We start from the raw sequence: 12,706 nt of genomic DNA, 5'->3' as shown, positions 1-12,706 counted from the left end.
CATCGCCGTCGTGCTCTACCCCGCCCCGCCGCTCGGCCACGGTGACACGGACGGCGCCGGACGGCAGCCGCGCGTGCACCCGGGCGACGCAAGGGCGCGCGGGCAGCGGGGGTGCTCAGCCACGGCGCCGCCGGCGCGCCGCCGACGCCGCCACGAGGAGGCTCGCGAGGCCCCAGACGGCGCGGCTCGACGGCGGCGACCCGTCCGGGCGAGCCGCGGCCCAGGTGCACGCGCCGCTGGTCGCCTCGAGCTCTCCGTTCGCCATCCAGACGTCGCTCCCCACCGGGAGCTCGCGCGCGCCGAGCGAGGCGCCGTCGTAGAGCACGTCGACGGCCAGCGTCGCCCCTCCGGAGCCGCGCGGCGCGGCGACCGCGAACTGCCACAGCCCGCGGCGCACCTCCCGGAGCGGCGTGTGCATCACCCCGCCGCGGACGGCGACCGTGAGCTTCCCATCGACGCCCCTGACCGGGGCGCCGTCAGGGCGTCGCAGCTCGATCGTCCCCCAGACCGGCCACGACGGGTCGGGCCTCGCGTAGGTGCTCGACAGGACGTACCAGCTCTTGTCGAGCGCCGGCTCGTTCCCGCCGGTCTCGACGGCCTCGAGCGCGAGGCGCGCGCCCTCGAGATCGAGCACGCCGGGACCGAGCTGCGCCTCGATCGGCACGGCGCCCCTCGGGTACCGCGCGCCAGCCTGGAGCGCCTCCGTGACCTCCGCCTGGGTCAGGTTCGGGTTGACCTGGAAGAGGAGCGCGATCGCCCCTGCGACCTGCGGCGCCGCCATGGACGACCCTGACGCGATCGCGTGGTGGTCGTCGACGACGAAGCAAGGCTCGTCGCCGGGGCACCCGGGCGTATCGAACAGCCCTCCGGGATCGTCGCGCGGGTCGACGCCGCTGGCCATGGCGGCCGCGACAAGGCCGCCGGGCGCGCTGATCTCCGGCTTGGCCACGCCGAACGGCGTGGGGCCAGCCGCGCTGAAGTAGCAGGCGCTGTCCTCTTCGATGTCCACGCCGTCGAGGCTCGTGAGCCGCACGCTCGTGGAGCTCCCCTGCGGCTGCCAGCGGACGCGGTTGATGGTGCACCCCACGGCGAGCAGCCCAGGGTGGCTCGCGGGCACGTTGATCGTCCCTTGCTTGATGGCGCGCGGGAACAGGAGCCCGAGATCGTGCGACGGCGAGACGTCGCCGAGCCCCGTCACCCAGAGCTGCGCGTCCCCTCGGCCTCGCAGGCGGATCGCGAACTCGCCCGCCTTCCACGCCCCGCTGAAGGCCACGACGGCGCTGTTCGTCGCCGCGGTGATGGGCGACTTCCCGTTCGCGAGCCGGTTGATGACCGCGCCGGTCGTCTCGCCGTCGTCGCCGGTGTAGCCGGCGTCGTCTCCGGGCTCGATCAGGCCGATCCACGCCTCGCCGCCCGGCCCGTCGAGGCCGACCGACACCTCGTCCCCGGGCCGGAAGGTGATCCAGACGTATCCTTCGCCGCGCTCCGCGCGCGGCGTGCGGATGGGCACGCGCGTCTCGGCGTGCGCCGACACGTGGGCCTCGGTGTGGATCCCGAGCGGCCCTTCGCCGTCGATCTCGTACGTCGCGCCGCTGTTGCCGGCGGCGACGACGATCGCCCGCCCCGGATGAGCGCTGCCGACCATCGCGGCGAGCCCCGCCTCGAGCGGGCTCGTCCCGTCGTGGGGCCCGAAATCGCTCCCGACGCTCAGGTTGACGACCGCCGGCATGTTCAGCTCCTCGGCGCGGTCGAAGATGAACTGCACCGCCTTGAGGATGTCCGGATCGTCGAAGCCCTCGCCGGGCCGCGCGGGAGCGGCGATGATCAGCGTCGCGGCGGGCGCCACGCCGACGTACCGCGGCCGCTCCGAGACCATCGGCCCACCGTTGCCCGCGGCGATGGAGGCCACGTGCGTGCCGTGCCCCGCGATATCGCGGAGGATGCCGGGCTTGCCCTGCGCGAGCATGGCGTCGATGTCGGCGTCGGAGAAGATCGCGCACGCCGACTGGTCCGGATCATCGCACCCGTAGGTGTGCTCGAGCGCCGCGTGCAGCCCCTTCGGGCTTCCGGCCTGCAGCATCCATCGGATCCGTGTCTTGCCGTCCTTGTCTCGAAAATCCGGGTGGGTCACGTCGAGGCCGGTATCGACGACGCCGACGACCACCCCCTCGCCGTCCGCGCCGGTGGCCTTCCTGTACGGCTCGACGCGGATCCACCCCTTCGACCGATCCAGCAGGGGCCGCCGCGGCGGTCCTGTGAGCAGCCTGAGCTCCGGGTGCGCGGCGGAGAAGGCGCCGACGTCACCGGGCGCGAGCCGGATGGTCCCGAAGCCCGGCGCGACCGGGAGCAGCCCGAACGCTCGCGCGTCGGCGCCGGCGGGCAGCGGCACCATCACGGGGATGCGCCCGCGCGGATCGGCGAGCGAGTGCCGACCCAGGCGCGAGCCGAGCAGGCGCGCCACCGCCTGGGCCGGGACGTCGGCGCGCGCTTCACCCGCCGCGAGAGCGAGGCCGAGCAGCGCGATGGAGAGCGGAAACCTGCGGGCGAGCACGCCGCGAGTCTACACCACGTCCGCGCGCGGCCGAGGTCACGAAGGGCGCTGCCCTCGCGGCGCGCTCTCCGGAGCGCGCCGCGCGCCGCTCACACGGGCGGCACGAGGTGCTTCTTTCGCGGCCTCTCCTCGACCTTGCCGGCGTACCGCTCGAAGCGGCGCGCCACCTCGCGGCGGAGGTTCGCCGTCGGGACGATCGCGTCGATCACGAGCTCGCTCGCGAGCTTCTCCAGATCGACGTCGGCCCGGTACTCGTCGCGCAGCTTCTGGACGAGCGCATCGCGCTCGGGCCCCGCCGGGATCGCCTGGATCTTGTTGAAGTAGACGGCGTTCACCGCGGCGCTCGGCCCCATCACCGCGATCGAGGCCGAGGGCAGGGCGATGCACTCGTCGGGCGCGAACGCCGGCCCGCACATCGCGTAGAGCCCGGCCCCGTACGCCTTGCGCACGACGACGGACAGCTTCGGCACGCTGGCCTCGCTCACCGCGGCGATCATCTTCGCCCCGGCCCGGATGATCCCCTGCCTCTCGACGACGGTCCCGATCATGAAGCCGGGCACGTCGGCGAGGTACAGGAGCGGGATGTTGAACGCGTCGCACAGCCAGATGAACCGCGCCGCCTTGTCGGCCGAGTCCACGAACAGCACGCCGCCCTTGTATTTCGGCTGGTTCGCGACGATGCCGACCGCGCGCCCCTCCACGCGCGCGAGCCCGGTGACGATCTCTCGGGCGTAGAGCTTCTTGATCTCGACGAAGCTGCCCTCGTCGATGATCGCGTCGATCACGGCCATGATGTCGAACGGCTTGTTCTCGTCGGCGGGGATCACGTCCTCGAGCGGCCGCTGCCCTGGCTTCTCCGGCCTCGGCTCGACGCGGGGCGCGGCCTCGGCGGAGCTCTGCGGCATCAGCGCGAGGTAGCGCTTCGCGAAGGCGATCGCCTCCTCCTCGGTCTTCACCAGGACGTCGCCGCACCCGGAGACCGAGCAGTGCATGCGCGCTCCGCCGAGCTCTTCGAGCGTGACCTTCTCGCCGATCACCATCTCCGCCATGCGCGGGGAGCCCAGGTACATGCTCGCGTTGCTCTCGACCATGCACACCACGTCGCAGAACGCCGGGATGTAGGCGCCCCCCGCCGCCGACGGGCCGAACAGCAGGCAGATCTGCGGGACGAGGCCGCTCAGCTCGACCTGGTTGTAGAAGATCCGGCCCGCGCCGCGCCGCCCGGGGAACATCTCGATCTGGTCGGTGATGCGCGCCCCCGCGGAGTCGACGAGGTAGAGCAGCGGGCACCGGAGGCGCCGCGCGGTCTCCTGCACGCGCAGGATCTTCTCGACGGTGCGGCGCCCCCACGAGCCGGCCTTCACCGTCGAGTCGTTCGCCATCACGCACACGGGGCGCCCGCCCACCGTCCCGGTGCCCGTGATGACGCCGTCGGCCGGCAGCTCGGGATCCAGCGCGTTGGCGAGCGCCGCGTCCTCGATGAAGCTGCCTTCATCGACGAGCAGCGCGACGCGTTGCCGCGCGAACAGCTTGCCCTGTTCCGCGTTCTTGTCGTGGTACTTCTGCGCGCCTCCCTTCTCGATGCGCGCCGTGAGATCCCGCAGCTTCTGATCGAGCGACATGGCGCGACCCATAGCCCTAAGCGCGCCGGGCGACCACCTCCCGCGCCGCCGATTCGAGCTCCCGCGCGGTCCGGGCGACGAGCACCTTCGTCGCCGCGGCGGCGTACCGCGGCATCGCGCTGTCCCCCGTCCCCCAGGCGCCCGGCCCCTCGGGGCACAGCCACAGGAGCGCCCGCGCCCGGTCACGGAGCCTCCTCACGATCTCCGCCTCGTCCGCGAAGTAGTTCGTGCGCCCGTCGCCCAGGATCACGAGGGTCACCCGCCGGTCCACGTCACGCCCGTGTCGCTCCTCGAAGGCCAGCAGGGCGCGCCCGTAATTCGAGTTGTGCGCCCGGCTCACCACCTCGCCGCGCTGGATCCGCTCGAGCGCCGAGCTCGCCGGTAGCGCCTCGAAGAGCTCGGTCGTCTCGGCGAGCTCGCTCACGAAGACGAACGATCGCGTCCGGTCGAAGAGCTCCTGCGCCGCGCAGACGAACTCGAGCATGAACCGCGCGGCGACGCGGACCGAGTCCGACACGTCGCACAGGATCATCAGGCGCGGCTTGTCGCGCCGCCGCGCTCGCCGCGCCGGCTGGAACGGCACGCCGCCGGTCTGGAGGCTGCGCCGCAGCGTCCGGTGGGGATCGATCCTCCCGCGCCGCGCGCGGCGCCTCCGGAGCCGCTCGGCGCCCCGGAGCCGCACGGACAGCTCCTTCACGGCGCGCCGCACCTCCTCCATCTCGCCGTCGCCGAGCGAAGCGAACGGGACATCCATGCGGCCCTGGGCAGCTGGCTCCTCGCCCTCGACGCGCCGGAGCGACAGCGTCACGTGCTCGCGCACGCGGTGCCGCATCCGCTCCAGCTCGGCGGCGAGCGCCTCCGCCAGGGACCTCCCCCGCTCTTCGCCGAGCGCCTCCTCGAGCGCGCTCCGGATCCGCCGCAGCGCGCTGGCGACGGCCGGCACCCCGAGCTGATCCATCACCCGCTGCGCGAAGAACCCGACCTGGAGCGAGCTCGTCATCGGCGCGAGCACGCGCGCGATCCCGGCCGCCTGGAGCGCTCGGTCGAGCTCCCCGGCGGTCCCTGTGAGCGCCTGGAACGCGATCGCGTCGCCCGAGGCGCCGCTCCGCTCCGCCGCCGCGCTCAGCAGATCGCGCAAGGCGGAGAGCTCCCCATCCGAGAACCCTCGCTCCCGCAGGCGCCCCCACAGATCGCCGACGTGCGCGCCCCCTGGGGAGAAGAAGCGGTCGAAGCAGGCGCGGTACCGGCGGAGATCGGCGGCGCGCTCGACGACCACCGCGCCGATGGCGTCGCGCAGCGTCCCTCGGTCGCCGAAGCCGACGAGGTCGCACGCGCGCGCGACATCGATGGCCTGCGCCGTCGAGACGGCGAAGCCGTCGCGGCGCAGCGCCCAGAGGAACTCGTCGATGGAGAGGAGCATGGAGGGCGTACCGGTCCAGCCGCGCGGCCCCGCGGCGGCTACGGCGCCGGAGCGGGCTCCGCGAGCAGCGCCTTCAGGAGCTTCTCGACCTCGGCGTGCCGGGTCGGGTCGTACCCGACCACCACGTCCCGGATGACGCCCTTCTTGTCGATCACGAACATCGTGGGGAGCGCCTTGACGCCGTAGGCCGCGGAGGTCGACTCCGACGCGTCCGCCGCGACCGCGTAGCGCATCGAGAGGGCCTGCGCTGTCTTCGTCGCGACGCTCACGTCGTCGGTCGTCACGCCCACGACCCGCAGCCCCTGCGCGGCGTACGCCGCGTGCCACGCCGAGAGCTGCGGGGCCATCAAGCGGCACGGCGCGCACCAGGTCGCCCAGAAATCGAGCAGCACCACGTTTCCGCGCAGGGTCCCGATGTTCGCCGGGACGGTCCCTCCGACGGTGGTGAGCGACCTCCAGGCTGGCGCGAACGTGCCGATCTTGTCGAGGCGAAGGATCTGATCGTGCCCGGGGAACGGCACCAGCGTCGGCGCGACGTCTCGCTCTCGTCCGCCGCGCCGGATCCGGAGGTTCACCACGTTTCCAGGCCCCGCGAGCGCGACACGCGCGACGAGCTGCTTTGGCTCGTCGATCTGGACGCCATCCGCCGCGATGACCTGATCCCCGTCCACGATGCCCGCCTTGGCCGCCGGCGAGCTGGTGACGACGTGCTTCGCGACCACCCCCCCGGCCGGCCCTGGCTCCAGCTCCACGCCGAGCCAGGCGCGGCGGGACGCCTCCTCGGCGGCTGCGTGCGGGGCGCCCCCCAGCAGCGCGGCGCCCGACAGCGACACCAGCGTGGCGGCCGAGAGGGCGCGCCATGCGCGGCCTCGCCTGGAAGAGGCCAGGTACATCCGGGCAGTGTAGCATCTCGGCCGGTGCGGTCCCGAACCCGCCTCTCTGCGTGGTGCGCGCTCGCTGCGGCGTCGCTCGCCTCGATGACGCTCTCGACGGAGGCGCGGGTCCGCTCCGGGTGGGCCCCCCTGCCGCTCGGCTGTGCGCCGTCCCCGTCCCCCGCTCACGTCGCGGAGACCACGGCGTGGATCGGACGCGGCTCCAGCTCCATCCCCGAGGCGCGCGCGCCGGCCGCGGCGCCCGCTGCACCGCCGGCCGCGGCGCCTTCGGCGTGGGAGCTCGCCGGGCAGCTCGCGAGCTTCCAGCCCGTCACGGGTCGAGCTCGCTCCCAGCACTTCACCGGCGAGATGGAGGCGGAGGTGAGGATCAACGCGGCGGCTGCGCCCTACCCGCAGCTCGGTCCGGATCGCGTCCTCCCCTCTGGCGCGGCCCTTGTCGAGTTCCACTACCGGGCGGGCGCATCGGAGCCGGACACGCTCCTGGCCATGGTGAAGCGACCGGCTGGCTACGACCCCGACGGCGGCAACTGGGAGTACCTCGTCCTCACGCCCCAGGGTACCTCCACCCACCGCGGCGCTCTGCCCCTCTGCAAGCGCTGTCACGCCGACGCCCCGCACGACCACCTCTTCGGCGGCCCCCGATAGGCGCTCGCGTCGCCCTCGACAGCGCGACGCGTCACGGCGTCCGTTGGCCGGGGCTCTTGGTCCGCAAAGATTGCGAAACACGGCATGGCACGCGACACCGCTGCCCGAGCACCTCGTCGGACACGGGATCCACGACAACCGAAGAAGCCGAAGAAACCGCGGCGAAACGTGAGTATTCCGCTGGATGTACGCGCGCGCGAGGACGGCGCCGAGGAGAGGCCGCGCGATGGCACAGAGGCTGCTCCAGGCGGAATTGGCCGTGTTCTGCGCTGTGGGCTGCAGCGTGTCTCGGTCCTCCTCCCCTCGTAACGGGCCTCACTAGCTTGTGCTTGGTCGTTCAGCGGGCGCCATCCCGCCTCTCCATGGCGCCGCTGCTGCTTGGCTTACGGCTTCTTCCCGTTTCGTCAGCTTGGCCTGCTCATCTCGTTGTGCGCTTCTGGAGCTTCGCTTGCCCTTCGAGAGCGTGTGAAAGCGCGCGGCCATTCCGTGACGGAGTCGCCGCGCGCCCTGTTTTTGTCCGGCGCTCGTTGCCCGCCCCCGGCCTCGTGCGCGTCGCCGGCATGGCCTTTGGCGACGACCTCGGCCGCAAACGCCGCGCATCCGAGCAGACGCCCTCAGGCCTCGATCACTTTTCCTTTGACAGCTCGCTCGGGGGCGTATAAACGCCGGCACTCACTTCGCGCAACCGAGCGCGACGCGGGAGTGCGGTGGCGTAGCCACGTCTTGCACTCGTCTTCACCAGAGCGCCCATAGCTCAGCTGGATAGAGCATCGGCCTACGAAGCCGGGGGTCGGAAGTTCGAATCTTCCTGGGCGCGCCTGATCGGTCGTGTAAAAGGTCCTGAGCCTCTCATGGTTGTCATGGATGACGGAGCGGATTTGCTCCTCTCCCCTGTGGCACAGCCGGAGGAACCAGCGAGCGTCGACGCGCGGTGGATGCGCGAGGCGCTCGCGGAGGCCGAGGCTGCGGCAGGTGCCGGTGACGTCCCTGTGGGGGCGCTCGTCGTCGACGCGGCGGGGACGGTGCTGGCGCGCGGTCGAAACCGTCGCGAGATCGACCAGGATCCGACCGGTCACGCCGAGGTGGACGCGCTGCGGGCGGCGGCCAGGCGGCTTGGTCATTGGCGGCTCGAAGGGGCGACGGTCTACGCGACGCTGGAGCCGTGTCCCATGTGCGCCGGCGCGCTCGTCAATGCCAGGATTGCGCGGCTCGTCTACGGCTGCCCGGACCCGAAGGCGGGAGCGGTCGACACGCTCTTCGCGATCGGGCGCGACAACCGGCTCAACCATCGCTTCGCCGTCACGTCGGGCGTGCTCGCAGACGAGTGCGCCGGCGTGCTCCGCGCGTTCTTCGCGAAGCTCCGGACCGCCGCGTCGAAGCGCTGACGGCCCGGCCCGCGGGCGCGGGCGTCAAGGCGCCGCCCAGGCGCCCCCCTCGTCCTCTCCCGATCTGTCCTCGCCGGCCTCACCGCCGTCCTCGGAGGGCTGACGGGGCGCCAGATGAGGCGCGGGGGAGCCTCGCACCACGACCTCCTGGAGCCCCTTCTCCAGCTCCTCGTCGGAGATCCGGCGGCGCCTGTGCGCGATCTGCATGAGCTTGCGCAGGTACCCGCTCCACGCAGCGGTGACCTCGCCGTTCGCATCGAAGTGCTGCACGCTCGGGTTTGGCAGGATCGACGCGATGTACAGCGCCTGTCCGAGCGAGAGCTGCGCCGCCGACGCATTGAAGTAGTGCCGCGCGGCGGCGCCGATGCCGTAGACCAGCGGCCCGAACTCCACCGCGTTCAGGTAGAGCTCCATGATCTGCTCCTTGGTGAGCTCCTGCTCGAGGTACATGGTGAGCAAGGTCTCCTGGAGCTTGCGCGCCACGCTCTTGGTCCGCTCGAGGTAGAGGTTCTTGGCGAGCTGCATGCTGACGGTGCTCGCCCCCCGCACGAACCTCCTCTTCCGGAGGTTCTCGCGGATCGAGTTCTTGATGGCCTCCTCGTCGAACCCGTGGTGCCGGTGGAAGGCGCCGTCCTCCGTGGTCAGCACGGCGACCTCCATGAAGCGGGAGATGTCCTCGTAGGGGACCCAATCGGCGGTCCCTGGCCCGGACTCGATGTCGACGCGCTTGCCCCCGGGCCCGTAAACCAGGCGCCGGAACGCGCGCTTGAAGCGATCGACGCTGAGCTCCGGCGGCATCTCCGTCACGCGGCAGGTGTTGGAGACGCCCCAGTCAAGCAAAAAGTTCCGGTCGAGGTTCGCGGTATCGAACCGCAGCTTCCCTTCGATCCCGAACGAGCCGGCGAGCCTCATTCCGTGGAGCTTCGCCACGATCCCTTTGGGCACCGAATCCAGCATCGACTGGCAAGCCGTGAGGGGCACCTCGAAGGTGCCGCGGACCCGGTGTGAGTTCCCGGCGTGCTCGTACTCGCCGCGCGCGATCAGCCTCAGCGCACCGAGGTCGACCTCGGCGTCCTCGGCGACGAGCTTGGACCCGTCGAGCTTGCCGTTCGCCTTCGCTCGCCATGCCAGGTCGAGGCCTGCGATGGGCTCGTCTGCCAGGGCCGCGCTCCGCAGGGAGAGGTTTCTCAGCCTTCCTTCGCCGTCGACGCCGAGCGTCTGGCCGTCGGCCGAGAGGACGACCCGCGCGCGGCTGACGATCGACGTCCGCGCCACATCGAACAGGCCCATGTCCCCTTCATGGACGCCGAGGGTGGAGAGCCAGATGGGTCCGCCTTGCACGTCGGCGACGATCTCCTGCGGGGTCTCCTTCGCGTCGCTGAGCGGCACGCGAAGGCGAAAGGTGAGCGCTTGCTGGGCGTCGGCGCCGGCGGCCGCGATCGCGGCGTCTCCAGGCGAGAGCTCCACCACGAGCGAGCCTGCCTCGCGCCGCACGGCGAGGTGCCCCGGTCCCAGGTTGAGGTGATCGGTGTCGCGCCGGAGGCGCGCGGTGACGCCTGCGACGTCGACCTTGGCGTCCTTACCGAGCGCCAGATCGATGCCCTGCGCCGCCCGCAGGAGGGCATCTCGAACCGCAACCCCTCGATTCCGCCCCGCATCGGCCCCGTCGCTGCGCTCGGCCGTCCTCGTCAGCTGCGCCGGATGGGTGCGCCCGCTCTGCTCAGGCACGACCCGAGGTTCAGGGGTCCCCTCCGGGAGCGCCACGCTGGCGTCGATCGAGTCGGCCGAGAGCTCGCTCACCTGGTACCGCCCCTGCTCCAGGGCGAGCACCAGCCGGCCGTGCCGGACCGAGAAGGCGGCCCGTCCCAGGGACAGGATCGCTTCGCGCGCAGCGATGGCTGTCCGCCCTCCCGCGCGCGACAGGTGCACGTCGTCGGCCGACAGGCTCTCCGCGGGCGAGGCGGCCCGATCGGTCCAGACGAGCCGCAAGCCCTCCAGCTCGGTGCTACCGCCCCCCTCGCTCGTCGCGGCGCCGGTACGTCCTGCCGGCTGCCCCGCCCGCCAGGTCTCCAGCTCCTGGAGGATGGCCTCGCGCGGCCCGACGGCGGAGACAGTCCCTCCGCGCATCGTCACGCGCCGTCCCGAGGCGCCCAGCGCGACGGCGACCTCCTCCAGGCGGATGGAGATGCTCGGCGCCCCGCGCAGCTGGACGTCCACCCCCTTCAGGGAGACGCCGCTCCAGGTGGGCCGAACCTGGTCGATCGACAGCGATGCCCCGTACCGATCAGCCGCCTGCTCGGCCTGGTAGCGCACAAAAGGGGCGAACCCGACGACGAGCCCGCCACAGAGGGCTCCCCCGGCGACCGCAGCGATTCTCCTGCGCTTGAATCCCAAGGTTCCCCTAGGGTAGCAACGCCTGGCGGCCGGAAGAAACTCGCAGCGTCATCTTGATCTCGCGCCGCCGTCCCCTGCCGGCCTCCGCGCCGTTGCCTGCGCTGGCACTTCTTCTCACGCGGCGGGCGGCGCCGCACGCAGCGCGAACGACCAGAGCTCGGGTCGGCGAAAATTCAAGCCAGACAACAAAGCGAAAGCCCTCACAGGCTCCTGGTGTACGTCGGCACCAACGATCGCGGGGATCGTGACCGCGCCGCGCTGGCGAAAAGCAGCGCCAACGAAGCGCCGAGGTGGCCTCGGCGCCGCGAAGACGGCGCAGAGCGCATCCCGGGTTCGGAGCGCAATGGACAAAAAAAACCTGCGCACGGCTCTCACCGTGCGCAGGTTCGAAGAAAATCCCGGCGGCGTCCTACTCTCCCACCAGGTTGCCCTGGCAGTACCATCGGCTCCAAGAAGCTTAACTTCCGAGTTCGGTATGGGATCGGGTGTGACCTTCTCGATATCACCACCGGAAACTTGTGGGTGCGTCCAATCGGAACCCGGCGGAGCCCGCTCCTCGCGGTGCTCTGTTCCATGTTTACTCCATGTTTACGCCAGGCCAGCTGTGTCACGCTGCTCGTCACCCGAACTCCGGGCGCGACGCTTCGATGTTTGCCTTAGAAGTATGGTCAAGCCGCACGACCTATTAGTACCGGTTAGCTCCGCCGATTGCTCGGCTTCCACACCCGGCCTATCAACCTCGTGGTCTACGAGGGGTCTTTAGGGGCCTTGCGGCCCGGGACACCTAGTCTTGAGGCCGGCTTCCCGCTTAGATGCTTTCAGCGGTTATCCGTTCCGTACATGGCTACCCGGCTATGCCCTTGGCAGGACAACCGGAGCACCAGAGGTACGTCCACCCAGGTCCTCTCGTACTATGGGCAGCTCCTCTCAAGTGTCCTACGCCCACGGCAGATAGGGACCAAACTGTCTCACGACGTTTTAAACCCAGCTCGCGTACCGCTTTAATCGGCGAACAGCCGAACCCTTGGGACCTGCTCCAGCCCCAGGATGCGATGGGCCGACATCGAGGTGCCAAACCGCGCCGCCGATATGAACTCTCAGGCGCGATCAGCCTGTTATCCCCAGAGTACCTTTTATCCGATGAGCGATGGCCCTTCCATACAGAACCACCGGATCACTAACGCCTGCTTTCGCACCTGTTCGACCTGTCGGTCTCACAGTTAAGCTCCCTTGTGCGTTTGCACTCTACGCCTGGTTTCCAATCAGGCTGAGGGAACCTTCGCACGCCTCCGTTACTTTTTAGGAGGCGACCGCCCCAGTCAAACTGCCCACCAGGCAGTGTCCCCGACCCAGTTCATGGGCCCAGGTTAGATTTCCAGAATACCCAGGGTGGTATTTCAACGTTGGCTCTGCCGAACCCAGAAGCCCGGCTTCATAGCCTCCCACCTATCCTACGCAGAATATCCCGAAAATCACTGCCAAGTTGCAGTAAAGGTTCATGGGGTCTTTCCGTCTTGCCGCGGGTAGAGGGTATCTTCACCCCCGATACAATTTCGCTGAGTCCCTGGTCGAGACAGCGGGGATGTTGTTATGCCATTCGTGCAGGTCGGAACTTACCCGACAAGGAATTTCGCTACCTTAGGACCGTTATAGTTACGGCCGCCGTTTACTGGGGCTTCGGTTCAGAGCTTCGCTTGCGCTGACTCGTCCCCTTAACCTTCCAGCACCGGGCAGGCATCAGACCCTATACGTCGTCTTACGACTTCGCAGAGTCCTGTGTTTTTAGTAAACAGTCA

At 70.4% G+C, this 12,706-nt stretch carries 7 protein-coding genes, 1 tRNA gene and 2 rRNA genes (1 of these 10 cut by a window edge); 3 read left to right on the top strand and 7 right to left on the bottom strand.

All coding sequences use genetic code 11. From position 1 onward, the window contains the following. Positions 1-115 precede the first annotated feature (115 nt). The 4 genes from WMF34_RS13485 to WMF34_RS13470 form a co-directional block, all read right to left on the bottom strand. Complete coding sequence (locus tag WMF34_RS13485; protein ID WP_012235222.1) at positions 116-2,551, bottom strand: S8 family serine peptidase; 2,436 nt, start codon at positions 2,549-2,551, stop codon at positions 116-118. An 89-nt stretch (positions 2,552-2,640) separates the two neighbouring features. Beyond that, positions 2,641-4,173, bottom strand: a complete 1,533-nt coding sequence (locus WMF34_RS13480; RefSeq protein ID WP_012235221.1) for an acyl-CoA carboxylase subunit beta — start codon at positions 4,171-4,173, stop codon at positions 2,641-2,643. Positions 4,174-4,189: 16 nt separating this feature from the next. Then, positions 4,190-5,593: a VWA domain-containing protein gene (locus WMF34_RS13475; protein WP_437993520.1), complete on the bottom strand. Its 1,404-nt coding sequence runs from the start codon at positions 5,591-5,593 to the stop codon at positions 4,190-4,192. Positions 5,594-5,631: 38 nt separating this feature from the next. After that, positions 5,632-6,486, bottom strand: coding sequence for a redoxin domain-containing protein (locus WMF34_RS13470; RefSeq protein WP_049876252.1), 855 nt, complete (start codon positions 6,484-6,486; stop codon positions 5,632-5,634). Between the two features lie 24 nt (positions 6,487-6,510). On the opposite strand from WMF34_RS13470, the gene WMF34_RS13465 reads away from it, so the two are divergent. From WMF34_RS13465 to tadA, 3 genes are all read left to right on the top strand, one after another. Then, entirely contained in the window at positions 6,511-7,131 is a 621-nt protein-coding gene (locus WMF34_RS13465) for a hypothetical protein (protein ID WP_157906652.1), read from the top strand. A 743-nt stretch (positions 7,132-7,874) separates the two neighbouring features. Then, positions 7,875-7,948 (top strand) — tRNA-Arg (locus WMF34_RS13460). Positions 7,949-7,991: 43 nt separating this feature from the next. After that, positions 7,992-8,516 (top strand): tRNA adenosine(34) deaminase TadA, encoded by a 525-nt coding sequence (gene tadA, locus WMF34_RS13455; RefSeq protein ID WP_157906651.1) that lies wholly within the window; start codon positions 7,992-7,994, stop codon positions 8,514-8,516. A 24-nt stretch (positions 8,517-8,540) separates the two neighbouring features. On the opposite strand, the gene WMF34_RS13450 is transcribed toward tadA, so the two are convergent. From WMF34_RS13450 to WMF34_RS13440, 3 genes are all read right to left on the bottom strand, one after another. After that, positions 8,541-10,829: a transglycosylase domain-containing protein gene (locus WMF34_RS13450; RefSeq protein WP_437993519.1), complete on the bottom strand. Its 2,289-nt coding sequence runs from the start codon at positions 10,827-10,829 to the stop codon at positions 8,541-8,543. 477 nt (positions 10,830-11,306) lie between these two features. Then, a 5S ribosomal RNA gene (gene rrf, locus WMF34_RS13445) occupies positions 11,307-11,423 on the bottom strand. A 151-nt stretch (positions 11,424-11,574) separates the two neighbouring features. Continuing rightward, positions 11,575-12,706 (bottom strand): 23S ribosomal RNA (locus WMF34_RS13440) (it continues 1,875 nt past the right edge of the window).

It is taken from the genome of Sorangium sp. So ce145 (genome assembly GCF_051525985.1).
Taxonomy (GTDB): Bacteria; Myxococcota_A; Polyangia; order Polyangiales; family Polyangiaceae; genus Sorangium; species Sorangium cellulosum_B.
This window is presented reverse-complemented; position numbering and strand designations above follow the sequence as displayed.